At 59.5% G+C, this 26332-nt stretch carries 24 protein-coding genes and 1 other RNA gene; 11 read left to right on the top strand and 14 right to left on the bottom strand.

The genetic code is table 11. The annotated features are described in order from the left end of the window. Nucleotides 1-25: 25 nt before the first annotated feature. The 3 genes from mscK to acrR form a co-directional block, all read right to left on the bottom strand. Nucleotides 26-3418, bottom strand: a complete 3393-nt coding sequence (mscK, locus tag AC2CGQ_RS19875) for a mechanosensitive channel MscK (protein ID WP_103085998.1) — start codon at nucleotides 3416-3418, stop codon at nucleotides 26-28. A gap of 100 nt (nucleotides 3419-3518) precedes the next feature. Beyond that, nucleotides 3519-3872: a DsrE/DsrF/TusD sulfur relay family protein gene (locus AC2CGQ_RS19880; protein WP_004940282.1), complete on the bottom strand. Its 354-nt coding sequence runs from the start codon at nucleotides 3870-3872 to the stop codon at nucleotides 3519-3521. 11 nt (nucleotides 3873-3883) lie between these two features. Then, on the bottom strand, nucleotides 3884-4567 hold the full coding sequence (gene acrR / locus AC2CGQ_RS19885; protein WP_049810854.1) for a multidrug efflux transporter transcriptional repressor AcrR: 684 nt from the start codon (nucleotides 4565-4567) through the stop codon (nucleotides 3884-3886). A gap of 142 nt (nucleotides 4568-4709) precedes the next feature. Here acrR and sdeX point away from each other — a divergent pair, with 142 nt between their 5' ends. From sdeX to ykgO, 4 genes are all read left to right on the top strand, one after another. After that, on the top strand, nucleotides 4710-5897 hold the full coding sequence (gene sdeX, locus AC2CGQ_RS19890; RefSeq protein WP_015376861.1) for a multidrug efflux RND transporter periplasmic adaptor subunit SdeX: 1188 nt from the start codon (nucleotides 4710-4712) through the stop codon (nucleotides 5895-5897). A gap of 17 nt (nucleotides 5898-5914) precedes the next feature. Continuing rightward, nucleotides 5915-9061, top strand: a complete 3147-nt coding sequence (sdeY, locus tag AC2CGQ_RS19895; RefSeq protein ID WP_015376860.1) for a multidrug efflux RND transporter permease subunit SdeY — start codon at nucleotides 5915-5917, stop codon at nucleotides 9059-9061. 185 nt (nucleotides 9062-9246) lie between these two features. Next, nucleotides 9247-9501 (top strand): type B 50S ribosomal protein L31, encoded by a 255-nt coding sequence (locus AC2CGQ_RS19900; RefSeq protein WP_004940303.1) that lies wholly within the window; start codon nucleotides 9247-9249, stop codon nucleotides 9499-9501. 12 nt (nucleotides 9502-9513) lie between these two features. Further along, nucleotides 9514-9654, top strand: coding sequence for a type B 50S ribosomal protein L36 (gene ykgO, locus AC2CGQ_RS19905; RefSeq protein ID WP_110612354.1), 141 nt, complete (start codon nucleotides 9514-9516; stop codon nucleotides 9652-9654). 107 nt (nucleotides 9655-9761) lie between these two features. Here the strand turns inward: ykgO and AC2CGQ_RS19910 are convergent, their stop codons facing one another. The 3 genes from AC2CGQ_RS19910 to AC2CGQ_RS19920 are packed head-to-tail and all read right to left on the bottom strand — an operon-like array spanning nucleotide 9762 to nucleotide 12233. Then, nucleotides 9762-10640: a metal ABC transporter substrate-binding protein gene (locus AC2CGQ_RS19910; protein ID WP_049278666.1), complete on the bottom strand. Its 879-nt coding sequence runs from the start codon at nucleotides 10638-10640 to the stop codon at nucleotides 9762-9764. A gap of 25 nt (nucleotides 10641-10665) precedes the next feature. Further along, nucleotides 10666-11523 (bottom strand): metal ABC transporter permease, encoded by an 858-nt coding sequence (locus AC2CGQ_RS19915; RefSeq protein WP_044031827.1) that lies wholly within the window; start codon nucleotides 11521-11523, stop codon nucleotides 10666-10668. Beyond that, nucleotides 11520-12233 carry a metal ABC transporter ATP-binding protein gene (locus AC2CGQ_RS19920; RefSeq protein WP_044031828.1) on the bottom strand — a complete coding sequence of 238 codons (714 nt, stop codon included), beginning with the start codon at nucleotides 12231-12233 and terminating at the stop codon, nucleotides 11520-11522. The genes AC2CGQ_RS19915 and AC2CGQ_RS19920 overlap by 4 nt, the downstream gene beginning before the upstream one ends. A 402-nt stretch (nucleotides 12234-12635) precedes the next feature. Here AC2CGQ_RS19920 and AC2CGQ_RS19925 point away from each other — a divergent pair, with 402 nt between their 5' ends. From AC2CGQ_RS19925 to AC2CGQ_RS19935, 3 genes are all read left to right on the top strand, one after another. Further along, nucleotides 12636-12989, top strand: coding sequence for a hypothetical protein (locus AC2CGQ_RS19925; RefSeq protein WP_004940311.1), 354 nt, complete (start codon nucleotides 12636-12638; stop codon nucleotides 12987-12989). Between the two features lie 158 nt (nucleotides 12990-13147). Next, a complete protein-coding gene (gene tomB / locus AC2CGQ_RS19930; protein WP_004940312.1) occupies nucleotides 13148-13516 on the top strand; it encodes an Hha toxicity modulator TomB in 369 nt (122 codons plus the stop codon). Between the two features lie 49 nt (nucleotides 13517-13565). After that, nucleotides 13566-13769: an HHA domain-containing protein gene (locus AC2CGQ_RS19935; protein WP_004940313.1), complete on the top strand. Its 204-nt coding sequence runs from the start codon at nucleotides 13566-13568 to the stop codon at nucleotides 13767-13769. A 330-nt stretch (nucleotides 13770-14099) separates the two neighbouring features. Here the strand turns inward: AC2CGQ_RS19935 and ffs are convergent. Next, nucleotides 14100-14196: signal recognition particle sRNA small type (gene ffs / locus AC2CGQ_RS19940), an RNA gene on the bottom strand. Nucleotides 14197-14352: 156 nt separating this feature from the next. Here ffs and AC2CGQ_RS19945 point away from each other — a divergent pair. Next, nucleotides 14353-14667: an MGMT family protein gene (locus AC2CGQ_RS19945; protein WP_015376856.1), complete on the top strand. Its 315-nt coding sequence runs from the start codon at nucleotides 14353-14355 to the stop codon at nucleotides 14665-14667. 64 nt (nucleotides 14668-14731) lie between these two features. Here the strand turns inward: AC2CGQ_RS19945 and AC2CGQ_RS19950 are convergent, their stop codons facing one another. Continuing rightward, nucleotides 14732-15223, bottom strand: coding sequence for a YbaY family lipoprotein (locus AC2CGQ_RS19950; protein WP_015376855.1), 492 nt, complete (start codon nucleotides 15221-15223; stop codon nucleotides 14732-14734). A gap of 231 nt (nucleotides 15224-15454) precedes the next feature. Here AC2CGQ_RS19950 and tesB point away from each other — a divergent pair, with 231 nt between their 5' ends. Next, nucleotides 15455-16318, top strand: a complete 864-nt coding sequence (tesB, locus tag AC2CGQ_RS19955) for an acyl-CoA thioesterase II (protein ID WP_015376854.1) — start codon at nucleotides 15455-15457, stop codon at nucleotides 16316-16318. A 90-nt stretch (nucleotides 16319-16408) separates the two neighbouring features. Here the strand turns inward: tesB and amtB are convergent, their stop codons facing one another. The 5 genes from amtB to AC2CGQ_RS19980 all read right to left on the bottom strand — a co-directional run bounded on the left by amtB (nucleotide 16409) and on the right by AC2CGQ_RS19980 (nucleotide 22450). After that, the gene (amtB, locus tag AC2CGQ_RS19960; protein ID WP_004940322.1) at nucleotides 16409-17695 is read right to left on the bottom strand and encodes an ammonium transporter AmtB; all 1287 of its coding nucleotides are present in this window, start codon (nucleotides 17693-17695) and stop codon (nucleotides 16409-16411) included. Between the two features lie 36 nt (nucleotides 17696-17731). Further along, nucleotides 17732-18070, bottom strand: coding sequence for a P-II family nitrogen regulator (gene glnK / locus AC2CGQ_RS19965; protein ID WP_004940327.1), 339 nt, complete (start codon nucleotides 18068-18070; stop codon nucleotides 17732-17734). A gap of 279 nt (nucleotides 18071-18349) precedes the next feature. After that, the gene (gene smdB, locus AC2CGQ_RS19970) at nucleotides 18350-20128 is read right to left on the bottom strand and encodes a multidrug efflux ABC transporter permease/ATP-binding subunit SmdB (protein ID WP_015376853.1); all 1779 of its coding nucleotides are present in this window, start codon (nucleotides 20126-20128) and stop codon (nucleotides 18350-18352) included. Next, nucleotides 20121-21896 (bottom strand): multidrug efflux ABC transporter permease/ATP-binding subunit SmdA, encoded by a 1776-nt coding sequence (gene smdA, locus AC2CGQ_RS19975; protein ID WP_015376852.1) that lies wholly within the window; start codon nucleotides 21894-21896, stop codon nucleotides 20121-20123. Before smdA ends, smdB begins: the two co-directional genes overlap by 8 nt. A gap of 92 nt (nucleotides 21897-21988) precedes the next feature. Next, nucleotides 21989-22450 (bottom strand): Lrp/AsnC family transcriptional regulator, encoded by a 462-nt coding sequence (locus AC2CGQ_RS19980; RefSeq protein WP_004940330.1) that lies wholly within the window; start codon nucleotides 22448-22450, stop codon nucleotides 21989-21991. A gap of 122 nt (nucleotides 22451-22572) precedes the next feature. On the opposite strand from AC2CGQ_RS19980, the gene AC2CGQ_RS19985 reads away from it, so the two are divergent. Beyond that, complete coding sequence (locus AC2CGQ_RS19985) at nucleotides 22573-23613, top strand: PLP-dependent cysteine synthase family protein (RefSeq protein ID WP_015376851.1); 1041 nt, start codon at nucleotides 22573-22575, stop codon at nucleotides 23611-23613. A gap of 61 nt (nucleotides 23614-23674) precedes the next feature. On the opposite strand, the gene cof is transcribed toward AC2CGQ_RS19985, so the two are convergent. Continuing rightward, a complete protein-coding gene (gene cof / locus AC2CGQ_RS19990; RefSeq protein WP_021504670.1) occupies nucleotides 23675-24499 on the bottom strand; it encodes an HMP-PP phosphatase in 825 nt (274 codons plus the stop codon). A gap of 104 nt (nucleotides 24500-24603) precedes the next feature. Between cof and AC2CGQ_RS19995 the strand changes: the two genes are divergently transcribed. Beyond that, nucleotides 24604-26319, top strand: coding sequence for an SgrR family transcriptional regulator (locus AC2CGQ_RS19995; RefSeq protein ID WP_484593833.1), 1716 nt, complete (start codon nucleotides 24604-24606; stop codon nucleotides 26317-26319). Nucleotides 26320-26332: the final 13 nt, after the last annotated feature.

Genomic DNA, 26332 nt, shown 5'->3' on the forward strand with positions numbered 1-26332 from the left:
ACAGCGCCGCTGTCCCTTTCGCCTCTCATTGCTTATCCACCGCCGTCTGGCCGCCGTCATCCGGCGACAGCGTTCTTTTCACTTCCTGCACTTCGTTGCCCTGCTGGTTATGCAGATACACCTCCAGCTGATTGAAGGCGATGTCGATGTCGTTTTCCCGACACAGGCGGTCGATTGAGCGGTTCAGTTCATCCACCGTGTAGCTGCGATCGCGCAGTTCGCGCACATAGAGCCGCAGTTCGTGATCCAGCGTGCTGGCGCCGAAGTTGAGGAAGAACACCTGCGGTTCGGGATCGGTCATCACCCGCGGGTTGTCGTGCGCCGCCTGCAGCAACACCTTTTTCACCTTGTCGAGATCGGAGCCGTAGGCCACGCCGACCTTGATCAGCACGCGAGTGATGGTGTCGGACAGCGACCAGTTGATCAGCCGCTCGGTGACGAACGCCTTGTTCGGAATGATCACCTCTTTGCGATCGAAGTCGGTAATGGTGGTGGCGCGAATGCGGATCTTGCTGACCGAACCGGAGAAGGTGCCGATGGTGATGGTATCGCCGATGCGGATCGGGCGTTCGAACAGAATGATCAGGCCGGAGACGAAGTTGGCGAAGATCTCCTGCAACCCGAAGCCCAGCCCGACCGTCAGACCGGCGGCCAGCCATTGCAGTTTGTCCCAGGAGACGCCGAGCGATCCCAGCGCAACCACGGCGCCCACGGCGGTGATCAGGTAAGTGAGCACGGTGGTGATGGCATAGGACGCCCCCTGCCGCAGCTGCAGCCGCGACAGCACCACCACCTCCAGCAGACCAGGCAAGTTGCGGGTGAGCACGTAGGCGACGATCACTGCGGCGATCGCCACCATCATGTTGCCCAGCGTCACCGCCTGCGCCACGCTGCTGCCCGCCACGGTGCTGGTGTAATGCCACAGCGTGATGCTGTCCAGATAGGCGATGACCGTCACCAGATCCGACCAAATGGCATAGAAGGCGCTGGCGAAGATGGCGAACAGCACCAGGGTGGTCAGGCGCAGCGACTGCTGGTTGATCTGATCGAGCGCCAGCGGCGGCTCTTCCACCACCGGTTCACCGCCTTCGGCCCCCTCTTTCGCCACGTTTTGCCGCCGCGCCAACGCGCGCCGGTAGGCCAGACGCCGCGCCGCCACACTCAGACCACGCAGCGCGGTCAGGTACACGATATTCCACAGGAAAAACAGATACAGGCTGTCTATCCAGCGGCTGGCCAGTCGCAGCGTGGTATAGAAGTAACCGGCGAACATCAGCCCCAGCAGGATCAGCGGCGTGGCGGCGATGGCTGTAACTACCATCAGCCGCACGGCGTGCGAGCCCTTTTCGCGCCAGCTGTCGCGACACAGCGGGAACACCAGCACCGCGAGCAGCGCCAGCGTCAGCATCACCACGATCTGGCCGATAACGTCTTCCACCAGGCGCAGCGGCGCTTTTTCGCCCAATACCGACCAGAAGATCAGCGGCTGCAGCGCCAATCCCAGCCGCAGCGTCTGCCGGCGGTAATGCGCGCACAGATTGGCGCCGAAGTTGAAATGCCGCTCGGCAATGCCGCCCGGTTTCAGCATCCGATAGCTGAAGCCGAAGACCAGCCACGACAGCGCCAGCTGCTGCGACAATGCCCAGATAAAGTCGCTGATGCCGAAATCGGCGCGATACATCCAGAAACCGACGCCGAGCAGCAGCGCGGCGCCGGGCAATACCTTCAGTAAGGTCAGCGCGATAGCCTTCGGCGTATGCAGTTGGCCGTCGCGCTTCAGTTGCCCCACATCGCTGGCCAGCTTTTGTAAATGGCCGTCGATCAGCCGGTAGCGCCAGCGCAATACCCCGATCGCCAACAGCATCGGGATCAGGAACACCAGCGCATTCAACCCGCCCTGTACCAGCTTGCCGCCGTCGAATTTGATATCTAATCCGGCAAGCTGATCGCGCACCGCCTCTGGCATCGCCTTCAGCCACGCCAGATCGACCGGCTTGTTGCTGTTGACCCAGAAGATCTGCTGGGTCAGCGTATCCTGCAACGAACCGTAGACGCTGGTGAGCTGCTGCTGATTGATCTGCAGGTTGATCGACAACGACAGCTGGTTGCTGAGCTGTTTGTTCAGCTGATCCAACAGCTCGCGGCGCATGTCGACGATCTCGTTCAACGCGTCGATCACTTCCGGGCCGGCCTTTTCCTTGCTTTCGGTCACCAGCTGGTTGATGTAATCCTCCCCCTTGAACAGATCGTCGCGTTGCTGATTGATATCGAACTGCTCCAGCCGCAAATCGGCGATGCGCGTGTCCATATCCGCCAACAGCGTGCCCTGCGGCAGGCTCTGCTGCTGCTGATACAGGATGCGCGACAGCACCAGGCTGCCCTTCAGCACCTGGATCTGCTCTTTCAGGTTACGCTCCGCCTGCAGCCCGCGATCGAGCCAGTTTTTGACCCGAATATTCTGCTGGAACAGGGTGTTGCTCTCTTCGGTGGCGGCAATCAGCCGCTGGCTCAGCTGGCGGTTGACGTCCAGCTGCTTGCTGACCAGCTGATCGTGCTGGATATCGGTGGCGTCTTCCGGGTTCTGCGCCTCTTTGGCGGTCTTTTCAGACAGCGTCAACCGCTTGCTGTTGACGATCTCCTGCAGCAACTGCACTGACTTATCCAGCGCGTCGATATGCGCCGTGGTGTAGTCGCGCTGCTTTTGCAGCAGATCCTGCAGCGTGGTATTGGCTTCCAGGCTCTTGCGCTGCAGCTCCAGCTGCGCATTGAGCAGCGCCTGCTCGGTGCTCAGCATCACCTGTTGACTGTTGCGCAGCGAATCTTGCCCCGGCGTCTGGCCGCTGAGCTGGCTGCGGATCTCCTGCAGGCGCTGCGAGGCGGCGTACATGGTGCTTTGTACCCGCTCGGGCTGGGTTTGCAGCGACACCAGTTGGCTGTTGTAGGTGGAGAGGCTCTCCTGCGCGCTTTGCAGCTCGTCGAGCGTTTGATACAGCCGGCTTTCCAACTGGCGCAGCGACAACGGCAACAGCGCAGCGCGCGCCGCCGCATTGTCCGCCGGCTGCTTCAGCGCATCCAGTTCGGCAGTGACCTGATTGAGCTTCGCCGGCGCCTGCTGCACCTGCTGTTTAAGCTGCGCGGCGTCTTGCCGGTTGCGCTCGAGGGCGTCCAGCAGCTCCAGCGTGCGGGTTAAATCCTGTTGGGACAGCTTTTCGACCGGCGTCAGGGCTTTTTGCTTGCTCAGCGTTTCCAGCTGGCTTTGCACTTCGCTGCGCTGCGGCAGATCGCCGTTCAGCGCCGCCTGTGTCGGCAAGCTCAGCGCGCAAATCAGGAAAAGAAGTGTCGCGGCGGCGATGCGCCGCCGGCATGCGCCGACAAACGAGCGCGGCGCCAGAGAGGGCAGAGTCAACCAGCGATGCATGATTTAGCTTCGGATCGGTTAAGAAGCCTGAAGATTATCACGACAGCCGGCAGGCAACGAACAACAAAAGCGTTGCCGGTGATGTCCCATTGTCGCGAAATCAGAAAGTCAGCACTTTCTCCGCCGCCAGCGTCCACTGCGCCAGCTCGACCAGCGTGCCGATCGCCACGCCGTCCGCCAGCGGCAAGCGGCTGACGCCGCGCGCGTCGGCGCAGGTCTTGCACAGCTTGACCGGCACCTGCTGCGCGGTGAGGATTTCCAGCATCTGCTGCAGGTGGTACCCCTCGTGCGGCTGCTGCCCGGCCAACCCGGCCACCACCGCATCGGACATCAGAAACAGCCGCAGATCGAGACTGCTCTGCTGCTCTTTCATGGCGATGGCCAACCGCAGCGCATTGAACAAGGATTCGTGGCCATAGGCGGCGCCATTGGCGATGAGAACGACTGATGACATGAAATCTCTCCTTATAAAGGCAGGGAGCCGGCGTTGGGCGGTGCTGCCGTCGGCATATCGGATCTGAGGCGCAAGGTGGGGCAAAACTGCAGCATCTCCAAAAACGCATCCACCAGCGCTTCGGCTTCGGCCCGCAAATCGAAACTTTCCGGCATAAACAGCCAGTTTTCCAGCAGGCCGGTGATATAACCGCGCAGGATGATCGCCGCGCGACGAGTGTGCAGATCGGCCGGCAATTGCCCGTGGTGAATGCAGTTGTACAGCACCGCTTCGATGCGTTCGTAACCGGCGAGGTACAGCACCTTGCGCGAATCCAGCAGCGGCATCATTTCACCGACAAACTCGCATTTGTGGAATATAATTTCCATCAACGCCCGCCTGCGGCCGTCTTCAACCGTAGACGTCAGAACGTAAATCAGAATTTCCCGGATAACCCGCAGTGGATTATCGGGAAACTTTGCCTGATACTCTGTTTCGAGCTGGTCAATTTTCGGCTCGGTAGATTCCCAAACTTCATTAAACAGGTCTACCTTATTCTTGAAGTGCCAGTAAATGGCTCCACGCGTAACCCCAGCAGCGGTGGCAATATCTGTCAGTGACGTTGCAGCAACGCCACGTTCAGAGAACTCTCTCACCGCAGCATCGAGGATTTGCTGTCGGGTTTCTTGCGCCTGCTGTTTGGTTTTTCGTGCCATGGCATTGTTATTTAGGGGGAGTGTGATTTACATACATTCGCGAATGTATGTACCATAGCACGCACATATAATTAACGCAGCAATGGGTTTTAAAGCTTGTGATCCATTGATCATTTTGAAATCGGACACTTGAGGTTTTTCTATGAACAAAAACAGAGGGTTAACGCCTCTGGCGGCCGTTCTGATGCTTTCAGGCAGCTTAGTGCTAACAGGATGTAACGATAAAGAAACCCAACAGCAAGGTGCCCAACAACAGGCACCTGAAGTGGGCGTAGTCACCTTGAAGGCCGAGCCTCTCAACATCACTACCGATCTTCCTGGCCGCACCGCTGCGTATCGTATCGCCGAAGTTCGCCCTCAGGTCAGTGGCATCATCCTGAAGCGCAACTTCGTCGAAGGCAGCGATATCAAGGCCGGGACGTCTCTGTACCAAATCGATCCCGCAACCTATCAAGCCAGCTACGACAGCGCGAAAGGCGATTTGGCCAAAGCACAGGCCAGCGCTTCCATCGCACGCGTGACGGTAAACCGCTACAAGCCATTGCTGGGTACCAGCTATATCAGTAAGCAGGACTATGACAACGCCGTCTCCACACTGCAGCAAGCGGATGCCGCCGTGGTGGCCGCCAAGGCCGCCGTGGAAACCGCGCGCATTAATCTGGCGTACACCAAAGTGACCTCCCCGATCTCCGGCCGCATCGGCAAATCTGCCGTGACCGAAGGCGCGCTGGTCAGCAACGGCCAGGCGACCGCCCTGTCCACCGTGCAGCAGCTGGATCCGATGTATGTCGACGTCACCCAGTCGAGCACCGACTTCCTGCGCCTGAAGCAAGAACTGGCCAGCGGCGCGCTGAAGCAGGAAAACGGCAAGGCCAAGGTGAAACTGATGCTGGAAAACGGCACCGAATATGCGCAGGAAGGCACGCTGGAATTCTCTGACGTCACCGTCGATGAGACCACCGGCTCCATTACCATTCGCGCCCTGTTCCCTAACCCGAACGATACGCTGTTGCCTGGCATGTTCGTGCGCGCCCGTCTGGACGAAGGCGTACGCAGCGATGCGTTGCTGGTGCCTCAACAGGGCGTCACCCGCAACCCGCGCGGCGACGCGACGGCGTTGGTGGTAGGGGCAGACAACAAAGTTGAGCTGCGCACGCTGAAGGCGGACCAGGCGATTGGCGACAAATGGCTGGTTACCGATGGCCTGAAAGCCGGCGATCGCGTGATCGTCTCCGGCCTGATGAAAGTGCATCCGGGCGCGCAGGTAAAAGTGCAGGAAGTTGACACTCAGGCGCAAAAACAGCCGCAGTCTGAAGCGCAGAAGTCATAAAAAGGAGCCTGTAATACATGGCTAAGTTCTTTATAGACCGCCCAATTTTCGCCTGGGTAATCGCCATCATCGTCATGTTGGCGGGGGTGCTTGCAATAATGAAACTGCCGATCGCGCAGTATCCCACTATTGCACCGCCGGCGGTGAGTATTTCCGCCAACTACCCGGGCGCAGATGCCAAAACGGTGCAGGATACCGTCACACAGATTATCGAACAGAACATGAACGGTATCGATAACCTGATGTACATGTCCTCCACCAGTGATTCCTCTGGTAGCGTCACCATTACCCTGACGTTTGAATCCGGCACCGATCCTGACATCGCGCAGGTTCAGGTTCAGAACAAACTGTCGTTGGCCACCCCGCTGCTGCCGCAAGAAGTTCAGCAACAGGGCCTGAAAGTAGAAAAATCCAGCAGCAGCTTCCTGATGGTGGCCGGCTTCGTTTCCGACGATCCGAACATGACGCAGGACGATATTGCGGACTACGTGGCGTCCAACATCAAGGATCCGATCAGCCGTTCGTCCGGCGTGGGTGAAGTGCAGCTGTTCGGTGCCCAGTACGCGATGCGTATCTGGCTGGATCCGAACAAGCTGAACAACTACCAGCTGACGACCACGGACGTGACCTCCGCCATCACCGAGCAGAACAACCAGATCGCCGCTGGCCAGCTGGGCGGCCTGCCGCCGGTGCCGGGGCAGCAGTTGAACGCCTCGATCATCGCGCAGACCCGTCTGACTTCGCCGGAAGAGTTCGGCAAGATCCTGCTGAAGGTGAATACCGACGGTTCCCAGGTGCGCCTGCGCGACGTCGCTCACATCGAGCGCGGCGCGGAAAGCTATGCCGTTACCGCACGTTATAACGGCAAGCCTGCCGCCGGCCTGGGTATCAAACTGGCAACCGGCGCCAACGCCTTGAACACCGCCAAAGGTGTGAAAGACGAGCTGGCCAAGATGGCGCCATTCTTCCCGCAAGGGATGAAAGTGGTTTATCCGTACGACACCACCCCGTTCGTTAAAATCTCCATCAACGAAGTGGTGAAAACGCTGATCGAAGCCATCATCCTGGTGTTCCTGGTGATGTATCTGTTCCTGCAGAACTTCCGCGCGACGCTGATCCCAACCATCGCGGTGCCGGTAGTACTGTTGGGGACCTTTGCGATACTCGCGGCGTTCGGCTTCTCGATAAACACCCTGACGATGTTCGGCATGGTGTTGGCGATCGGCCTGCTGGTAGATGACGCCATCGTGGTGGTGGAAAACGTCGAGCGCGTCATGTCCGAAGAGGGGCTGCCGCCGAAAGAAGCCACCCGTAAATCGATGGGCCAGATCCAGGGCGCGCTGGTGGGCATCGCCATGGTGCTGTCAGCGGTATTCGTGCCGATGGCGTTCTTTGGCGGCTCAACCGGCGCCATCTATCGCCAGTTCTCGATCACCATCGTGTCCGCGATGGCGCTGTCGGTGCTGGTGGCCTTGATCCTGACGCCGGCGCTGTGCGCCACCATGCTCAAACCGATCCCGAAAGGCGATCACGGGGTTAAAACAGGCTTCTTCGGCTGGTTTAACCGCATGTTCGAGAAAAGCACGCATCACTATACCGACAGCGTGGGCAACATCCTGCGCAGCACCGGCCGCTATCTGATCATCTACCTGCTGATCGTGGTTGGCATGGGCCTGCTGTTCCTGCGCCTGCCTTCCTCGTTCCTGCCGGACGAAGATCAGGGCATCCTGTTGACCATGGTGCAGTTGCCTGCCGGCGCCACCGAGTCCCGCACCAACAAAGTGCTGGAAGAAGTCTCTGACTACTTCCTGAACAAGGAAAAGGACAACGTGGTTTCGGTGTTTACCGTCGCGGGCTTCGGCTTCAACGGTAACGGCCAGAACAACGGCCTGGCATTCGTCAGCCTGAAAGACTGGGGCGAGCGGCCGGGGGCCGGGAACAAGGTAGAAGCGATCGCCGGTCGCGCCATGGGCGCCTTCTCGCAGATTAAAGAAGGCCTGGTGTTCCCGTTCAACCTGCCGGCGATTATCGAACTCGGTACCGCAACCGGCTTCGACTTCGAGCTGATTGACCAGGGCGGCCTGGGGCACGAAAAACTGACCGAAGCGCGTAACCAGCTGTTGGGCATGGTTGCTCAGCATCCGGATGTGCTGGTGGGCGTGCGCCCGAACGGCCTGGAAGATACGCCGCAGTTCAAACTGATCGTCGATCAGGAGAAAGCCAAGGCGTTGGGCGTCAGCATCACCACCATTAACAGCACGCTGAGCACCGCGCTGGGTGGCTCGTACGTCAACGACTTCATCGACCGCGGTCGTGTGAAGAAGGTGTACGTACAGGCCGAAGCGCCGTTCCGCATGCTGCCGGAAGACATCAACAAGTGGTACGTGCGCGGTACCAGCGGCCAGATGGTGCCATTCTCCGCCTTCTCTTCGGCGAAATGGGAATACGGCTCACCGCGTCTGGAACGCTATAACGGCTTGCCGTCGATGGAAATTCTGGGCCAGGCCGCACCGGGCAAGAGTACCGGTGAAGCGATGAACCTGATGGAGCAACTGGCGTCCAAACTGCCAAGCGGCATCGGTTACGACTGGACCGGCATGTCCTATCAGGAACGTCTGTCGGGCAACCAGGCGCCGGCGCTGTACGCCATCTCGATTCTGGTGGTGTTCCTGTGTCTGGCGGCGCTGTATGAAAGCTGGTCCGTGCCGTTCTCGGTCATGCTGGTATTGCCGCTGGGGGTTATCGGTGCGTTGTTGGCCGCGACAATGCGCGGCATGAACAACGACGTGTACTTCCAGGTAGGGCTGCTGACCACCATTGGTCTATCGGCGAAGAACGCCATCCTGATCGTGGAATTCGCCAAAGACCTGATGGAAAAAGAAGGCAAAGGCCTGATCGAGGCGACATTGGAAGCAGTGCGTATGCGTCTGCGTCCAATCCTGATGACGTCCCTGGCCTTCATCCTCGGGGTTCTGCCGCTGGTTATCAGCAGCGGTGCGGGCTCCGGCGCACAGAACGCGGTTGGTACCGGCGTTATGGGCGGGATGATCACCGCTACCGTCTTGGCGATCTTCTTCGTACCGGTGTTCTTCGTGGTGGTTCGCCGCCGCTTCAGCAAGAAGAACGAAGACCTGGAACACAGCCATCCGGTAGAGCACCACTGATCGCTCAGTGATGTGAGCTCCACCCGATAATCGAAAGGCCGCGCATGCGGCCTTTTTCTTTTGCTTCAGCAGGTTAATGCAAACCGTTCTCATTAATTCGCTCGTGAGTGCAATTTACGCTTGATCATGATGCCAGGTCGGCGCATAATTATTGTTATAGTATAACATTACATGAGAAGGCCATTATGAAACCCGGCATCCATCCCGATTATCGCACCGTGGTGTTCCACGACGTCAGCGCCAATGCCTACTTCAAAGTGGGATCGACCATCAAAACCGATCGCACTATCGAACTGGACGGCGAAAGCTGGCCGTATGTCACCCTCGACGTCTCTTCCGCTTCGCATCCGTATTACACCGGTAAGCAGAAAGACTATTCCAAAGAAGGCAGCACGGCGCGCTTCCAGCAGCGCTTTGGCCGCTTTATCGGCAATAAGTAACAAGGAAACCCCATGCAGGTATTGAGTTCATTGCGTTCGGCGAAAAATCGCCATCCGGATTGCAAAGTCGTGCGTCGTCGTGGCCGCATCTATTTGATCTGTAAAAGCAATCCGCGATTCAAAGCGGTACAGGGACGTAAGAAAAAGCGTTAACTCCCAAGTGTCATCTGTCGCAAAGCCCCGTTGCTGCTCAACGGGGCTTTTTTTATGGCGAGAAAGTGCCTGCAAGCTGCCCCCCACCCGCGGGCGGGGGGCAGAGATTACTTCATGCTGCTCAGCAACGTGTCGACATTGTGTTTGAACGCCTGCTCATAGGTGGCCGCCGGGCCGCCAGCGCGGGAGAGCGCTTCAGGGTACAGCTCGCCGCCCGCCTTGGCGCCGGTGGCGGCGGCAATCTGCTTCACCAGCCGCGGATCGGTCTGGTTTTCGATAAAGTAAGCGTTAACCTTCTCCTGTTTAATCTGCTTAATCAGGCTCGCCACGTCGCTGGCGCTGGCTTCCGCTTCGGTGGAAAATCCGACCGGGGCAAGGAAGGTGACGCCATACTCTTGTCCAAAGTAGCCAAAAGCATCATGGCTGGTCAGCACCTTACGTTTCTGCGGCGGCACTGCGGCGAACTGGGTTTTGGCCCACAGATCCAGCTTTTGCAGCTGCTGAATGTAGTCGGCGCCGCGCTGGCGAAAATAGTTGGCATCCTCAGGATCGGCGGCGATCAGGGCGTTCATCACGTTGGTGGCGTACTGCACGCCGTTTTTCATGCTGTTCCAGGCGTGAGGATCGGTAATCGGTTTGCCATCCTCTTCCATCTGGCGGGTGTTGATGCCCTGTGAAGCGGTGATCACCTGCCCTTTATAACCCGAAGCCTTGACCAGGCGATCGATCCACCCTTCCAGCCCCAGGCCGCTGACGAACACCACATCGGCCTGAGCCAGCTTCTTGCCGTCCTGCGGTGAAGGCTCGAAACTGTGCGGATCGCCATCCGGCCCCACCAGCGTGCTGACCTTGACGTGATCGCCGCCCACCTGCTTGACGATATCTCCGAGAATGGAAAAGCTGGCGACGGCGTCGACGGTCTTCGCCATCGCCAATGGGCTGGCCAGCAGAGCAGCTACCGCCAGCGATATAGGTAAACGTTTCATATTTTCTCCTTGCAAATGGCACTTCTCAACGGCGCGCAAAGGCGTAAATGCCTCCGCGCGTTCCAAACAGGATCGAGACAAAAAAGAGGATGCTGGCGCTGAGCACGATCGCCGGGCCGGCGGGAAGCGAAGCGTGATAGGACCACACCAGCCCAATCAGACTGGAAAGCGCGCCGATGCCCATCGCCGTCGCCAGCGTCTGCGGCAGATTGCGCGCCCAGAAGCGCGCGCTGGCGGCGGGCAACATCATTAACCCAACCGACATCAGGGTGCCGAGGATCTGGAATCCCGCCACCAGATTGACCACCACCAGCGCCAAAAACAGGCCGTGGATCAGCGCCAACCGGCGCGGCGCGTTAACCCGCAGGAAAGTGACGTCGAAGGATTCGATAACCAGCGCGCGGTACAGCGCCGCCAGCGCCAGCAGCGAAACCGAGGCGATAGCACCGACCATCAGCATCGCCTGCGCATCCACCGCCAGGATCGAACCGAACAACACGTGCAGCAGATCCACGCTGGAACCACGCAACGAGACCAGCGTGACCCCCAGCGCCAGTGAGCCCAGATAGAATCCGGCGAAGCTGGCGTCCTCTTTCAGCGGCGTGCGGCGGCTCACCAGGCCGGACAGCATCGCTACCGCCAGCCCGGCGATAAAGCCACCCACGCCCATCGCCACCAGCGACATGCCGGAAATCAGATAGCCGATCGCCGCGCCGGGCAACACCGCGTGGGACAACGCATCCCCTACCAGGCTCATGCGGCGCAGCAACAGAAACACACCCAGCGGGGCGGCGCTGAGCGACAACGCCAGGCACGCCATGAGCGCGCGGCGCATAAAACCGAAAGAGAGGAAAGGATCGATAAGCGCATGCCACAGCATCATGGCGCCACCGCCCGCAGATCCGGCTGCCGTTCGGCGGCGTGATACCTCGGCACCTGCTCCAGCACCCGCTCGGCCGCGCCCCAGTGGCAAGCCTGCGGCGTCAGCAACAGCGCCTGCGGAAAATGCTCGGCAACCATCGACATATCGTGCAGCACGGCGATCACCGTTCTCCCCTGCCGGTGCAGCTGCGCAATCACCTGCAGCAAAATTTGCGTGGTGGCGCTGTCGATGCCGGTAAAAGGTTCATCCAGCAGGATCAGCGGCGCCTGTTGGACCAGCAGGCGCGCAAACAATACCCGCTGCAGCTGGCCGCCGGAGAGCTCGCCCACCGGGCTGTGCGCCAGCACACTCATGCCGACGCTCGCCAGCGCCTCATTAACCTGGCTCGCCGCATGCTGGTTCATACCGCCGAACATGCCGCTTTGCGGCCAACATCCCATCGCCACCAGATCGCTTACCGCGATCGGGAACTGCCGATCCAGCTCCGCCTGCTGCGGTAAGTAAGCTCTGCGCGGCGGCTTTCCGCCACTGAAATTCAGGCTGCCGCCCATCGGCGGCAACAAACCGGCGAGCGTTTTCAGCAATGTCGATTTTCCGGCCCCATTGACGCCCACCACCGCGGTTAACGAGCCGGCGGTAAACTGCCCGCTCAGCGGCGGGAAAAGCGGCGTGGCGCCATAGCCTAGCATCAGCTGACGCAGGATGATCATGGCAGCGATACCGCCCAAAAGATGCCGAGCCACAGCAGAGCCAGCAGCACAACGGCCCCCGCACAACGCGCGGCGGCGGAGGTGGTGAACAACGAATTCAGTGACGACGCGGCGCCATGTCGTGAAGTGGGAATCAATGTGATGACCAAAATGATGGATAAGAGTTATAATATAACATCACAACAACTACCGTAGCTCAAGCTATGGCGCGACAATAATGCAACGGAACGTAACAATCCCTCGCACAGCGGATCTCCCCCCGCCCCCTTACAAAACCCAGGGATATTTCCATTCGGTTGGAATGTTGGCGTAAGGTAAAGAACAGCGGTAAATCGAAAAATTTACCGACGAGGGCGGAAAAGGAGTAAGATAAGCAGATAACATTGTTGTTGGCCGAGATTAATGCTTGTTACCCTTGCCTGTAACCTGGACGTCAACGCACTTTCTGTTAAAAAATTAAAGAAAGTGGTTCATGACAATATTGCGGAGTTAGTGCCGGCGCTGACCAGCGGACTCAGCTTTTATTCTGAAAGCGCACGCTATGCCGAAGATTCATTAGAAATACTTGATATAGTGCAGCAAGGCGACAGCGATTATTCAATGAGTTATCGTTATAAGTGGGGCATTTTTAATGCCTGCCTGGATATCAACAGCGAAGATATCATCAACGACAGCGTCCGGTTTCGAGTGACGGCGCGGGGTTTAATCTTCGACATCATTGATAACTCACGCCCATCAACTGCGGATGAATTGTAAGTTTAAGTAATAACTACAGGCCAAACGCGAAAAAATGATTTATATTCATTTTACGGGAAGTTTATTTAACCACCGTTAAGCTGCCTCCGTTCATGATGTAAATCAGCTTACTCACATAGTGTTATCACACCGCAATTAAGACTTACGGAGGGGATGATATGGATGAGTATTCGCCTAAGCGACACGACATTGCTCAGCTCAAATTCTTGTGCGAAAATTTGTATGATGAAGGTATCGCTACCCTGGGAGACAGTCATCATGGGTGGGTCAACGATCCGACGTCCTCCGTCAACCTGCAGCTTAATGAGTTGATCGAACATATCGCTTCGTTTGTGATGAGTTATAAAATTAAATACATGGACGAATCTGACCTGTCGGAGTTAGTCGAAGAATATCTCGACGATACCTATACGCTGTTCAGCAGCTATGGTATCAATGATTCCGACCTGCGCCGCTGGCAAAAAACCAAGGCGAGATTATTCAGAATGTTCTCAGGAGAGGACATCTGTACGACAATGAAAACTTAGGGGATAATTATTCCCAAGCTATTTTACGGTTATTAAACTAAAGGCCACCATGACTAAAACCGACTATCTGATGCGTTTACGTAAATGCACCACGATTGATACTCTCGAACGTGTTATTGAGAAAAATAAGTACGAGCTTTCCGATGATGAACTGGAGCTGTTTTACTCAGCGGCAGATCATCGTCTGGCAGAGCTCACCATGAACAAACTGTATGACAAAATCCCCACCTCCGTTTGGAAATATGTCAGATAATCAGCCCCCAACGCGTTGAGCCGATGCTTTTATCGGCTTCAATGTTCAAGTTGAATACGTACTTTTCCTATTGACAGTAAAACTTCACTTGCGTTCCCTCTTCCGATAATAATATTGCGCGGAAACAATTTTCTTTTTTAATCGAGACAGGTTATCTCATCGCCCGCCTCACTGTGCCCGCTCCCCAGAACCGCTAATTCATTATCCAAAAGAATTGAAGGCGGGAAGAAAAGAAATGCGTGTCGCTCTGCCTGATGACAGAAATGGATAATAGATACGTGGAGGAGAGGTGGCAAAAGCGCGGATTGGCGAAGCCCAAATGGGTGGGGACCCTGCCAGCTACATCCCGGCACACACGTCACCTGCTGCGGCTGCTTCCTTCCGGACCTGACCGAGTTCACAAGTTAGTGTTGCGGGAGAACCAACAGGGCCCCCATTGACGGCTTCTGTACTCCGAAGCGGTGGGCATTATCGGCGATGCCCCACCAAATAGCAAGCCAACCGGGGCCAACCGCTGTTTTCTTGCCCACCTGCATTGTGGCACACTCTTCGCCTGGATTTTGATTCGCGCAGGAACAGCAATATGCAACCAGAAGACGCCTCTTTCAGCCAGCGGGTTTTCCATATCGTGGCCGCCATTCCTTACGGCAAAGTCACCACTTACGGTGAAGTCGCCCGGCTGGCCGGCTCGCCGCGCGCCGCGCGTCAGGTTGGCGGCGTGCTGCGGCGTTTGCCGGAAGGCAGCACGCTGCCCTGGCACCGGGTGATCAACCGCCACGGACAGATCTCGCAGCAGGGGGAGGATTTTCAACGGCAACGGCAGGCACTGCTAGCGGAGGGGATAATTTTCGGCCCGCACAGCACGGTCGATTTCGAACGCTACGGCTGGCGCTGGTAAAACAAAACAGCCTTTGGCCGAAGCGCAAAGGCTGTTGATTTCATCTTGCTGTACCGCAGTAAGTTTACTGCATGGCGGTTGGCGCAGCCTGCATCGGCACGCCCTGCACCGGAACCAGCAGCAGATCGGCGCGGGTGCCGTTGCGGTTAACCACTTCCTGGATGGTGTCGGTAATGAACATCAGGCGCCCGTTGACCGTCACCGCTGCGCTCAGAATGATGCGCGCATTCGGTTGGATGTCGGACGGGTTGTACGGCAGCGTAAAGCTGAATGGCGCCTGCTGTCCTTCAGTACGCACCGCGCGCTGTGCAATCACTTTGGACGGCGCATCTGCCAGCGAAGCGTCAGAGAGGGTGACCGTCAGTACGGCGTCCGGCGGCAGCGCAATGCGCTGACGTATATTAACCGAACCTGTCACCGCCGGGCCCTGAATCTGCGTTTGCGCAGCCGCCGGGTTACCGGCCGTCTGTGTAGGCACATCGGCACTCTTTTGCGCGCATCCTGCCAGCGTGATCGTCAGTGCCGCGGCACCGCCTACGATTTGCCAGAGTTTCATGGATCGGTCTCCTTTTTTATTATCAACATGTTGGTGGCTTTCACCACCTCACCTATTAAACCTAGCACAAAACACTGATAAATCCACTTTACCCCGCCTATTAATCACTTAAACAGCCCAAGGCGTCCATGATTAAGAGCATTCTCATCGGCCCCTTAACGCAAAATGTTGACGCCGCGCCGTGATATTCCGCACACTGCGCAAAATGATTATTAGAAAGGTAACAACTTTATGAGCCAGGCATTGCAAAACCTCCTCGATCTGCTGGATCTGGAGAAAATCGAAGAAGGGTTGTTCCGCGGTCAGAGTGAAGATCTGGGGCTGCGCCAGGTGTTCGGCGGGCAGGTGGTCGGCCAGGCGTTGTACGCCGCCAAACAGACGGTGCCGGACGAACGCAGCGTGCATTCGTTCCACAGTTACTTCCTGCGCCCGGGCGACAGCAGCAAGCCTATCGTTTACGACGTGGAAACCCTGCGCGACGGCAACAGCTTCAGCGCCCGTCGCGTCAGCGCCATCCAGCACGGCAAACCTATCTTCTATATGACCGCCTCCTTCCAGAGCCCGGAAGAAGGTTTCGAGCACCAGAACCAGATGCCGGACGTGCCGCCGCCGGAAGGGCTGCTGTCTGAGTCAGAGATCGCCCAGAAGCTGGCGCATATGCTGCCGGAAAAAGTGCGCGAAAAATTTATCGGCCAGAAGCCGATCGAAATGCGCCCGGTGAAATTCCATAACCCGCTGAAAGGCAGCGTGGAAGAACCGCATCGCTACGTGTGGTTCCGCGCCAACGGCAGCATGCCGGACGATCAGCGCATCCACCAATATCTGCTGGGCTACGCGTCGGACTTTAACTTCCTGCCGACGGCGCTGCAGCCGCACGGCGTCGGCTTCCTCGAGCCGGGCATGCAGGTGGCTACCATTGACCACTCAATGTGGTTCCACCGTCCGTTCCGCATGGATGACTGGCTGCTGTACGCGGTGGAGAGCTCCTCTGCCTCCGGCGCACGGGGCTTTGTACGCGGCCAGATTTATACCCGCGACGGCGTACTGGTCGCCACCACCGTGCAGGAAGGGGTGATTCGCCAACGCGACGCCTGATCCGCAGCATAAAGAAAGGGGCGATGTTTCCATCGCCCCTTTTGGCTTCATCATTATTTTAGTCTTTAGCGCACTGCCCTGCTTTGAGCCTTACTGGTTGTAGGCGCTCTCGCCGTGGCTGTTGACGTCCAGCCCCTCGCGTTCCTGCTCCTCCGGCACTCTCAATCCAACCATGGCGCCCGCGATCTTGAAGGCGATAAAGGCGGCGACGCTCGACCACACCAGCGTGATCAGCACGCTCACCAGTTGGATCCAGACCTGATGGCCCATCGTCACCCCTTCGGCGTAACCGGTGCCGCCCAGTGAAGAGGCGGTGAACACCCCGGTCAACAGGCAGCCGACGATGCCGCACACCCCGTGCACACCGAACACGTCGCAGGTGTCGTCCACTTTCAGCCATTTTTTCAGCGTCACGACGCCCCACAGGCCGGCGACGCCGCCCACCAGACCGATGATCAACGCCCCGCCCACGCCCACGGTGCCCGCCGCCGGCGTCACTGCTACCAGCCCGGCGATCATGCCGGAGCAGGCGCCCAGCAATGAAGGCTTGCCGCGCAGCACCCACTCGGCGAAGGTCCAGGAGAGAATGGCGCCCGCAGTGGCAACCACGGTGTTGAGGAATGCCAGAGCCGCAATGCCGTTGGCCGCGCTGGCGGAACCGGCATTGAAGCCGAACCAGCCGATATACAGGATGGACGCCCCGGTAAACACCATCGGCAGGTTGTGCGGTTTGAAGGCCTCTTTACCGAAGCCGGCGCGCTTGCCAATCAGGTAGGCGCCGATCAACCCGGCGCTGGCGGCGTTGATGTGCACCACGGTGCCGCCGGCGAAGTCCAAGGCGCCGTCGGCGGCCAGGTAACCGCCGCCCCACACCATGTGCGCGATCGGCAGATAAGACAGCGTGAACCAGAGGATCGCGAAGATCAGCACCGCCGAGAAGCGAATGCGTTCGGCGAAGCCACCCACCACCAGCGCCACGGTGATACAGGCGAAGGAGGCCTGGAAGGCGACGTGGATCATTTGGCTGATGCTGCCGGTGACGCTGTCGATGCCGATGCCTTTCAGCATCGCCGTTTCGAACCCGCCGAACACCGCATTGCCCTCGCTGAACGCCAGGCTATAGCCATACAACACCCACAGCACGCAGACCAGCGCGAAGGTGACGGTGACCTGCGTCAGCATCGACAGCACGTTTTTGCCGCGCAGCAAGCCACCGTAAAACAGCGCGATGCCCGGCAGCGTCATGAACAGCACCAACGCGGTGCAGATCATCATAAAGGCGTTGTCGGCCTTATCAGCGACCGCCGGGGCGGCCAGGGCCAAAGAAGGAACCAGGGTTACCGAACTCAGGCCCAACATGGATAACAGTCTTTTCATTATCAATCCATCCCCATCACTTAACTGAGTTCGCGGTTACAGTGCCGATTCGTCGGTTTCGCCGGTGCGAATGCGGATCACACGTTGCAACTCGGCAACGAAAATTTTGCCGTCGCCGATTTTGCCTGTGTAGGCGGCTTTGCTAATCACATCAACCACTTCATCCAACTGATCGTCGGCGATGGCGATATCGATTTTGACCTTGGGCAGGAAATTGACGTTATATTCGGCGCCGCGATACAGCTCGGCGTGCCCCTTCTGGCGGCCAAAGCCCTTCACTTCGGTTACGGTCAACCCCTGAATACCCACGGAGGACAAGGCCTCGCGCACGTCCTCCAGCTTGAACGGTTTGATTACCACGGTCACCAGCTTCATATTGCCCCTCCACGAATTAAGCCCAAACTCACCCCTGGTACGCGTCATATGTAGCAAGGGCTGTGCCAAATTTTATTTTGCATGGCGATTCAGCGGATTAGCGGGCACGCGGGCGCCGCCGCGGCGCGGCGCAGTACCGATACCTTGAATGGGTTAAATAATGCGCACTGATTTGGTGCGTGTCGCGTCGAAAAAGTGCAGAAAGGGGGCGTAGCCTGGCGGAGTTGCCTGCTTGTGGTGCGTTGGGAAAAATAAGGGCCGCGATCGCGGCCCGTGGGATCAGGCGGGTTGGCTCTCCTCGCGCACCGCTTCCGCCAACTGCTCGCCCGCCAGCTGCAGCTGATACATCTGGTAGTAGCGCCCCTGCTGCGCCAGCAGCTGTTGATGGTTGCCCTGCTCCACCGCCTGGCCGCGATGCAGCACCAGAATGGAATCGGCATCGACGATCGTCGAGAGGCGGTGAGCGATCACCACCAGCGTGGTGTGCTCGCGGATCACGCGCAGCGCGCGCTGGATAGCCTGCTCGGTGCCCGAGTCGATATTGGCGGTCGCCTCGTCGAGGATCAGGATCTGCGGCGCCTGCACCAAGACCCGCGCCATCGCCAGCAGCTGTTTCTGCCCAACCGACAGGTTATTGCCCTGCTCCCCCAGTCGGGTGTGAATACCCTGCGGGAAGCCACGCACCAGATCCGCCAGCTGCACCGTTTCCAGCGCTCGCCAAACGGCGTCTTCCTCGATATTGCGCCCCAACGTGACGTTGGCCAGCACCGAATCGGCGATCACCACCGGATCCTGCTGCACCATCGCCACGCCCTGGCGCAGCGTGCGGTGCGACAAGCTGGAGATCGGGCGGCCATCGAGACGCACTTCTCCCTCGCTGACCGGGTAATAACCCATCAGCAGGTTGGCCAAGGTGCTCTTGCCGCTGCCGGTGTGCCCGACCAGCGCCACGAAGCCGCGCGACGGCACCGACAGAGAAATATGCTGCAGCACCTTTTTGTCCGCGCGGTAAGCGAAGCTCAGATCGGTGATGTCGATGCGGCCGCCGGCCAACGGACTATCGTCGGTACCGTAACTCTGCTGGCTGCGATCCATCAGTTCGAAAATGCGTTCGCCGGCCACCACCGCCTGCTGCAGGATCGACTGTTGTGACGTCAGCTCGATCAACGGTTCGTTCAAACGCCCCAGGTAGTTGATGAAGGCATAGAGTACGCCGACGCCAATCACGCCTTCACCGCTGAAGCCGAACAACATCAGCAAACCGCACAGCACCAGCGCCGAAAACAGGCTGAGCAGCGGCCGCAGCAGAAAACCGTCGAGCCGCAGGGTCTGCATGCGCGCGAGATAGTGCGACTGGCTGGCGGCGCTCATGCGCTCGCCGAAGCGCACCTGCTGGCGGAACTGCTGGATCACGCCCATGCCGTTGATCACTTCGTTGAAGCCGTCGTTGATGTCCGCCAGATAACTGCGCACCCGGCGCACAATCGGCGTGCTGTAGTATTGATAGATGCCCATCACCACAAACACCGCAGGGAAGATGCAGATAGCCACCAGCGCCATGCGCCAGTCGAGGCTGAACATCGCCACCAGCATGGCGCCGATCAGCGCGGCGCTTTTCAGCACCGTGGAGACCACCATCACGTACAGGTCCTTGATCACTTCGGTGTCGTTGGTGACGCGCGAGATCAATTGCCCGACCGGTTGCGTGTCGAAGGCGCTGAGCGGCTGGCGCAGCGCGGCGTCCATCACGTCGGTGCGCAGCCGCTGCACCACGCCTACCGCCGCCTGGTTGAACAGCAGCGCCTGGAAGTAGTGCAGCGCCGCCGCCAGCAGCTCCAGCAGAATGTAGGCCGCCGCCAGCCCGCCGACGATCATCAGCGGCAGTTGCCCTTTGGCGACGTAATTATCGATAAAATAGCTCACCAGGATCGGCCCGGCGACTTCCGCCGCCGCCGCCACCCACAGCATCAGCACCGCCACCCCCAACGGTTTGCGGTACGGCGAACCGTAGGCCAGCAGGCGCTTCAGCGTCGGCCACAGCTTTTGCACTTTATTCATCGGCCAACGCCTCCTCGCCGTTTTCCGGCGCTTCGTCCAGCGCCGCTTCCAGCTGCTGATAGCGGTACATATCGCGATACCAGCCCGGCTGTGCCGCCAGCGCCGCCGGATCGCCGCGCTGCGCCACGCCGCCGTGCTGCATCACCAGGATTTCGCTGGCCTCGGTTAATGCCGACAGCCGGTGTGCGCTGATGATCACCGTGCGATCTTGCCCCCAGCTGCGCAGGTTATGCAGGATCTGGTGTTCGGTACGGCCATCCACCGCCGATAGCGCATCGTCGAGGATCAGGATCTCCGCATCCAGCAGCAGCGCGCGCGCGATGGAGATGCGCTGTTTCTGCCCGCCCGACAGCATCACGCCGCGTTCGCCCACTTCGGTGTCATAGCCCTGCGGCAGCCGCAGAATGTCCTCATGGACGCTGGCCAGCCGCGCCGCCTGTTCAATCTGCGCCTGCGTCGCCCCCGGCTGGCCCAGCGCGATGTTGTTCGCCACGGTATCGGAGAACAGGAACGGCGTTTGGCTCACCACCGACAGCCGCGAACGCCAGTCGTCGAGTTTGACCTGCGGCAACGGCAGGCCGTGATAGCGGATCTGCCCTTGATCGACGTCGAACTGGCGCTGGATCAGCGACAGCAGCGTCGATTTGCCGGCCCCGGTCGGCCCGCACAGCCCCAGCATTTGCCCTGGTTTCAGCGTCAGCGCCACATCGTGCAGCGCCGGATGCGGGTTTTCCGGGTAGTGGAACGCGCGGATATCCACCTCCAGCACGCCGCGCCCGGCCGGCAACGCCTGCGGGCCATCCTGCACCGCCGGCGCCTCGTCGAGCAGGCTGCGGATGCGGCTGTAGGCCGCGCTGCCGCGCTCGACGATATTGAACATCCAGGCCAGCGCCAGCATTGGCCAGATCATCAGGCCGAGGTACATCACAAAGCTGGTCAGTTGCCCGAGCGTCAGCGAACCGTTCACTACCATCCAGCTGCCGCCGCCGATAGCCAACAGGTTAGAGGCGCCGATGGCGATATAAATGGTCGGATCGAAGCGCGCATCCACCCGCGCCACGTGCATGTTCTTGGCCCCGGTCTGCGCCGCGACGTCGGCGAAACGGTTGGATTGGTGATCTTCCAGCCCGAAGGCCTTGATCATGCGGATGCTGGTCATGCTTTCCTGCGCCTGATCGTTCAGGCTGGAAAACGCCGCCTGCGCCGATTTAAAGCGCTGGTGCAGCTGGTCGCCGTAATATTTGATGGCGATCGCCATCAGCGGCATCGGGATTAACGCCAACACCGTCAGCTGCCAGCTGATTTGGGTGCTCATCACCACCAGCACCACCACCCCCATCACCAGCGAATCCACCAACGTCAGCACGCCTTCACCGGCGGCGAACACCACGCGATCCACATCGTTGGTGGCGCGCGCCATCAGGTCGCCGGTGCGATGGCGCAGGTAGAACGCCGGGTTTTGTCGGCTGAGCTGGCGGTAAAAGTTTTCGCGCAGTTCGACCGCCAGCTGGTAGGAAGCGCCGAACAGCAGCACCCGCCACACATAGCGCAGCAGGTAAACGACTATCGCGGTGCCGATCATCAGCCCGAGCCAGGCCAACAGCACGCCGGTGGACATCTGTTTTTCGGTGACGCCATCCACGATGATGCCGACCAGCTTAGGCGGCAACAGTTGCAGGATGGCGATGACGATCAGCAGCACCACCGCCCCGAGGTAGCGGCGCCACTCCCGGCGGAAGTACCAGCCGATTTGTGCAAATAATCTCACGCAGTTTGATTCCAGGATTTTATGGGATTTGTCTCTTTTTCTGCTTCAGCAGAGCAGGATACCACCGTTGAGCCGCCCGTCCGGTTAACTTTTCACTCCGGCACCGGCAGCGCAGTGGTGTATTTGATTTTTTCCATGGCAAAGCTCGAGGTGACGTCAATAAGGCCCGGTACGCCGTTCACCAGGCGCTTATAAAAGCCGTCGTAGCTTTTCATGTCCGCCACTTCGACCTGCATAAGGTAGTCGTACTCTCCCGCCATCCGGTAGAACGCCAGCACCTCGGGCATCTGGCTGGTCAGCTGCACAAACGCCTGATACCACTCGCTGCTGTGCTGCTGGGTCTTGATCAGCACGAACGCCGTCAGCCCCAGGCCGAGCTTTTCATTATCCAGCAAGGCCACCCGGCCGCGGATATAGCCTTCGTCTTCCAGACGCTTCAGGCGCTTCCAGCATGGCGTAGAGGTCAAATTAACCGCATCGGCCAGCGCCTGCAGCGACTGGGTGCAATCTTGCTGCAGCATGCACAGCAGCTTACGGTCTGTTTTATCTAACATAGCGGCCACCCGGAGAAAAATTTTCTCCCATTAGGCGATTAAACAGGGAAAATGGCAATCCTTTTTTCCCGCCGACAGGCTATGCTACGCCATAAACCAGCCCCCTATTCTGAGGCCATATCATGACAAACTCTTGGGTAAAATATGCTATCGGTGAAATAGAAGCGGATTTTCAGCGCTCCGCCGATACGCACCTGATTCGCCTGAACCTGCCGGCGTTTCCCGGCATCTGCCTGTACCTGAAAGACGAGAGCACCCACCCGACCGGCAGCCTGAAACACCGCCTGGCGCGCTCGCTGTTCCTTTATGGCCTGTGCAACGGCTGGATCACCGAGAACACCACCATCATCGAGGCCTCGTCCGGCAGCACCGCGGTGTCCGAAGCCTACTTCGCCCGTCTGATCGGCCTGCCGTTCATCGCGGTAATGCCGTCCTGCACCGCGCGCCGCAAGGTGGAACAGATCGCCTTTTACGGCGGCCGCTGTCACTTCGTCGATCATGCCGCCCAAATCTACGCTGCCTCCGAACAGCTGGCGAAAGAGCTGAACGGCCACTATATGGATCAGTTCACCTACGCCGAGCGCGCCACCGACTGGCGCGGCAACAACAACATCGCCGACAGCATCTTCCGCCAGATGGCGCGCGAACCTTTCCCGGTGCCGAAACACATCGTGATGAGCGCCGGCACCGGCGGCACCTCTGCCACGCTGGGGCGCTACATCCGCTATCAGGGGCACGACACCCAATTGACGGTGGTCGATCCGGAAAACTCGGTGTTCTATGACTGCTTCCACCACGGCGATCGCACCCTGATCGGCAGCTGCGGCAGCCGTATCGAAGGCATCGGCCGCCCGCGCGCCGAGCCGTCGTTCATCCCGTCGGTGGTCGACAACATGCTGCGCGTGCCGGATGCCGCCAGCGTCGCCACCATTCACTGGCTGGAAGGCGTGCTGGGCCGCAAGGTTGGCGCCTCTACCGGCACCAACGTTTGGGGTGCGCTGCAGTTGGCGAAGCAGATGCGGGAAAACGGCGAGCAAGGGTCGATCGTTACCCTGCTGTGCGACAGCGGCGAGCGTTATCTGGATACTTATTACAACCCGGAATGGGTCAGCAACAACATCGGCGATCTGCAGCCGTATCTCGCGCAGCTGGCGGATTTGTAACGCCAGGCTTCGGGTAAAAAAAAAGCCGGGTAGTCATACCCGGCCGGCTGTAAGGAGAACCTCATTCTTCGGGGGAATAGGTGAGGCAAGGTGAACGCAGCCAATGTTGTAAATAGTGAGCCACCGCCTGTTGTTGGCAATGGCCGATAACCGGTAGCTGCGGCAGCAGGGATTTCAGCTGCGGCAGGGCGTTTCCCATCACCACGCCGTGCCCCACCGCTCCCAGCATCTCTTTGTCGTTCATCGCGTCGCCGAACGCCATGCAGTCGGCCATCGTCAGCCCCAGATAACGGCTCAGCCGCTCCAGCGCCGTGCCTTTGTTGCAACCGAGCGGCAGCACCTCCAAACAGTCGTAGGCGGAAAAGCACAGGTCTGCCTCATCGCCCAATTGCGCCCGCAGCTGCACCTGCAACGCCAGCAACTCCTCATGTGGCGCGACAAAGCACACCTTGCTGTTGCCGAACGCCGGCAGACGGCGCACATCGGCCAGTTGAAAACGAAAACCGCTCAGGTGATGCGCCCGCAGCATCTCTTCCGGCACGGGAAACTCGGTCAGCCAACCTTCGTCGCGGAATACATGCATGCTGGCGCGGGTGCGCCAATGATGATGCAGCACCTCTTCGGCCACCGCCGCCGGCAGGTCGGTGGCGTGCAGCTGTTGGCCACGGTTGTCATATACCCGCGTGCCGTTGCCGGTGATCAGGTACCCCTGCAGCCCCAGTTGCGCCATGATCGGTTGCGCATCGAGGTAGTGGCGCCCGGTGGCGAACGTCACCACCATCTCCCGCTCCACCAGCTGGTTCAGCACCGCCAGCGTTTCCGGGCCAACCCGGTGATCCGGCATCAACAGCGTGCCGTCCATATCGAAAGCTGCCAGGCGATACATAAAGACCTCATGAATGTGAACGCGATTACAATCACTGCAGTATGGGATGGTATTTGCGGAAGTAATAGTGAACAATTTGAGAAAACTGTTCCGGATTTCTGCCCATGCGCCTGGTTCACCGCCTCAGCCAATATCAACGCCTGTATCAACAGCTCGGCAGCGCGCCGGTCGCCGTGACCATCGGCGAGCTGGCGGCGATGTTCTACTGCAGCGAACGCCATGCCCGCACGCTGGTGCAGCAGCTGCAGGATCAGGGCTGGCTGAGCTGGCATTCGCAGCCCGGCCGCAGTAAGCGCGCTCGCCTGCACTGCCTGAAAACCCCGGATGAACTGCGCGCGCAGCTGCTTCAACAGCTGCTGCAACAGGGCAATCATCAGGGGGCGCTGGAGATGGCGCAGCTCGATCCGCAGCACCTGCAGGATCTGCTCAGCCCGCACCTCGGCGGGCAATGGCAGGCCGGCAGCCCGACGCTGCGCATTCCCTATTACCGCACGCTGGAAGCGCTCGACCCGCTCACGTTGACCGGCCGCGCCGAACAACATCTGGTGTCGACCCTGCACGCCGGACTGACGCGCCTGATGACCGGTAACCCGGAACCGCAGCCCGATCTGGCGCACCATTGGCAGATTAGCGATCGCGGCCTGCGCTGGCGCTTCTTTCTGCGCAGCCAGCTGCGCTGGCACAACGGCGAACCGTTGACCGGCCACCAACTGCTGCAAACGCTGGAAAAACTGCAGCGCCATCCGCGCAGCCAACCGAGCCTGGCCAACGTCACGCGCATCAGCCTGCCGCATCCGTTGTGTATTCAGTTCGATCTGCACCTGCCGGACTACTGGATGGCCCACCGGCTGGCGGAGCTGCCTTGCCTGATGACTCACCCGGAGCTGCCGGCCATCGGCGCCGGCCCGTTCAAGCTGACACTGAATGAGCCGCAGCTGGTGCGGCTGGAACAGCACGCCGGTTATCATCTGCAGCATCCGTATCTGGATACCATCGAATACTGGATCACCCCCGATTTGCCTACCGCCGGCACCTACACCAGTTGCCAGCATCCGGTGCGCATCACCATAGGCCAGCAAGACGATTTGGCGCAGGCCCGGCCGGTGCAGCGCAGCATGAGCCTGGGCTGGTGTTATCTGGCGCTGAACCTGCGCCACGGCGTGCTGAACGAAGCCCAGGGGCAAAAGCTGCTGATGCTGATCCAGCAGTCCGGCCTGCTGAGCCATCTGCCGATCCCCAACAGCGTGATCACCCCCAGCCATGAAATGCTGCCCGGCTGGCGCATCCCCCACCAACAGGTCGAAGAGGATGTCGCCCTGCCCGCCCGGCTGACGCTGCTGTATCGGCCGCCGGTCGAGCTGGAAACGGTGACGGCCGCGCTACAGCGGTTGCTCGCGCAGCACGGCTGCGAGCTGGAAGTGCGTTACTATGCCGGCAAGCGCTGGCAAAGCGAGGAACAGATCGCCCAGGCCGATCTGCTGCTGGCGGACAACCTGATCGGCGAAGCGCCGGAGGCGACGCTGGAGAGCTGGCTGCGGCAGGATACGCTGTGGCGCGGCATCCTGACGGAAAGCCGCTGGCAGCAGCAACAGGATACGCTGCGGCAGATCCAGCAGCTGCAGGCGCAGCAACCGCGTTTCGCACGGCTGCAGGCCTATTATCAACGGCTGATGGCCGCCGCCATCATCACGCCGCTGTTCCACTACCAGTATCAGATCAGCGCGCCGCCGCGCATGCATGGCGTCACGCTGACCGCCCACGGCTGGTTCGATTTTTGCCAGGCGTGGCTGCCGCCGCCGGTGGACAACGCACCGGCCTGAGCCGAACCGCCCT

The sequence above is a fragment of the Serratia sp. DFXYC6 genome, assembly GCF_057196085.1.

Excerpts from the sequence above, each read along its gene's own strand:
- AC2CGQ_RS19910 (WP_049278666.1), bottom strand. The coding sequence starts at position 10,640 with ATGAAACGTTTACCTATATCGCTGGCGGTAGCTGCTCTGCTGGCCAGC.
- tesB (WP_015376854.1), top strand. The coding sequence starts at position 15,455 with ATGAGCCAGGCATTGCAAAACCTCCTCGATCTGCTGGATCTGGAGAAA.
- smdB (WP_015376853.1), bottom strand. The coding sequence starts at position 20,128 with ATGAATAAAGTGCAAAAGCTGTGGCCGACGCTGAAGCGCCTGCTGGCC.
- AC2CGQ_RS19880 (WP_004940282.1), bottom strand. The coding sequence starts at position 3,872 with ATGTCATCAGTCGTTCTCATCGCCAATGGCGCCGCCTATGGCCACGAA.
- tomB (WP_004940312.1), top strand. The coding sequence starts at position 13,148 with ATGGATGAGTATTCGCCTAAGCGACACGACATTGCTCAGCTCAAATTC.
- sdeX (WP_015376861.1), top strand. The coding sequence starts at position 4,710 with ATGAACAAAAACAGAGGGTTAACGCCTCTGGCGGCCGTTCTGATGCTT.
- acrR (WP_049810854.1), bottom strand. The coding sequence starts at position 4,567 with ATGGCACGAAAAACCAAACAGCAGGCGCAAGAAACCCGACAGCAAATC.
- AC2CGQ_RS19925 (WP_004940311.1), top strand. The coding sequence starts at position 12,636 with ATGCTTGTTACCCTTGCCTGTAACCTGGACGTCAACGCACTTTCTGTT.
- AC2CGQ_RS19920 (WP_044031828.1), bottom strand. The coding sequence starts at position 12,233 with ATGATCATCCTGCGTCAGCTGATGCTAGGCTATGGCGCCACGCCGCTT.
- AC2CGQ_RS19915 (WP_044031827.1), bottom strand. The coding sequence starts at position 11,523 with ATGATGCTGTGGCATGCGCTTATCGATCCTTTCCTCTCTTTCGGTTTT.
- cof (WP_021504670.1), bottom strand. The coding sequence starts at position 24,499 with ATGTATCGCCTGGCAGCTTTCGATATGGACGGCACGCTGTTGATGCCG.
- AC2CGQ_RS19995 (WP_484593833.1), top strand. The coding sequence starts at position 24,604 with ATGCGCCTGGTTCACCGCCTCAGCCAATATCAACGCCTGTATCAACAG.
- AC2CGQ_RS19980 (WP_004940330.1), bottom strand. The coding sequence starts at position 22,450 with ATGTTAGATAAAACAGACCGTAAGCTGCTGTGCATGCTGCAGCAAGAT.
- amtB (WP_004940322.1), bottom strand. The coding sequence starts at position 17,695 with ATGAAAAGACTGTTATCCATGTTGGGCCTGAGTTCGGTAACCCTGGTT.
- ykgO (WP_110612354.1), top strand. The coding sequence starts at position 9,514 with ATGCAGGTATTGAGTTCATTGCGTTCGGCGAAAAATCGCCATCCGGAT.
- AC2CGQ_RS19985 (WP_015376851.1), top strand. The coding sequence starts at position 22,573 with ATGACAAACTCTTGGGTAAAATATGCTATCGGTGAAATAGAAGCGGAT.
- AC2CGQ_RS19945 (WP_015376856.1), top strand. The coding sequence starts at position 14,353 with ATGCAACCAGAAGACGCCTCTTTCAGCCAGCGGGTTTTCCATATCGTG.
- AC2CGQ_RS19935 (WP_004940313.1), top strand. The coding sequence starts at position 13,566 with ATGACTAAAACCGACTATCTGATGCGTTTACGTAAATGCACCACGATT.
- AC2CGQ_RS19950 (WP_015376855.1), bottom strand. The coding sequence starts at position 15,223 with ATGAAACTCTGGCAAATCGTAGGCGGTGCCGCGGCACTGACGATCACG.
- AC2CGQ_RS19900 (WP_004940303.1), top strand. The coding sequence starts at position 9,247 with ATGAAACCCGGCATCCATCCCGATTATCGCACCGTGGTGTTCCACGAC.
- sdeY (WP_015376860.1), top strand. The coding sequence starts at position 5,915 with ATGGCTAAGTTCTTTATAGACCGCCCAATTTTCGCCTGGGTAATCGCC.
- mscK (WP_103085998.1), bottom strand. The coding sequence starts at position 3,418 with ATGCATCGCTGGTTGACTCTGCCCTCTCTGGCGCCGCGCTCGTTTGTC.
- glnK (WP_004940327.1), bottom strand. The coding sequence starts at position 18,070 with ATGAAGCTGGTGACCGTGGTAATCAAACCGTTCAAGCTGGAGGACGTG.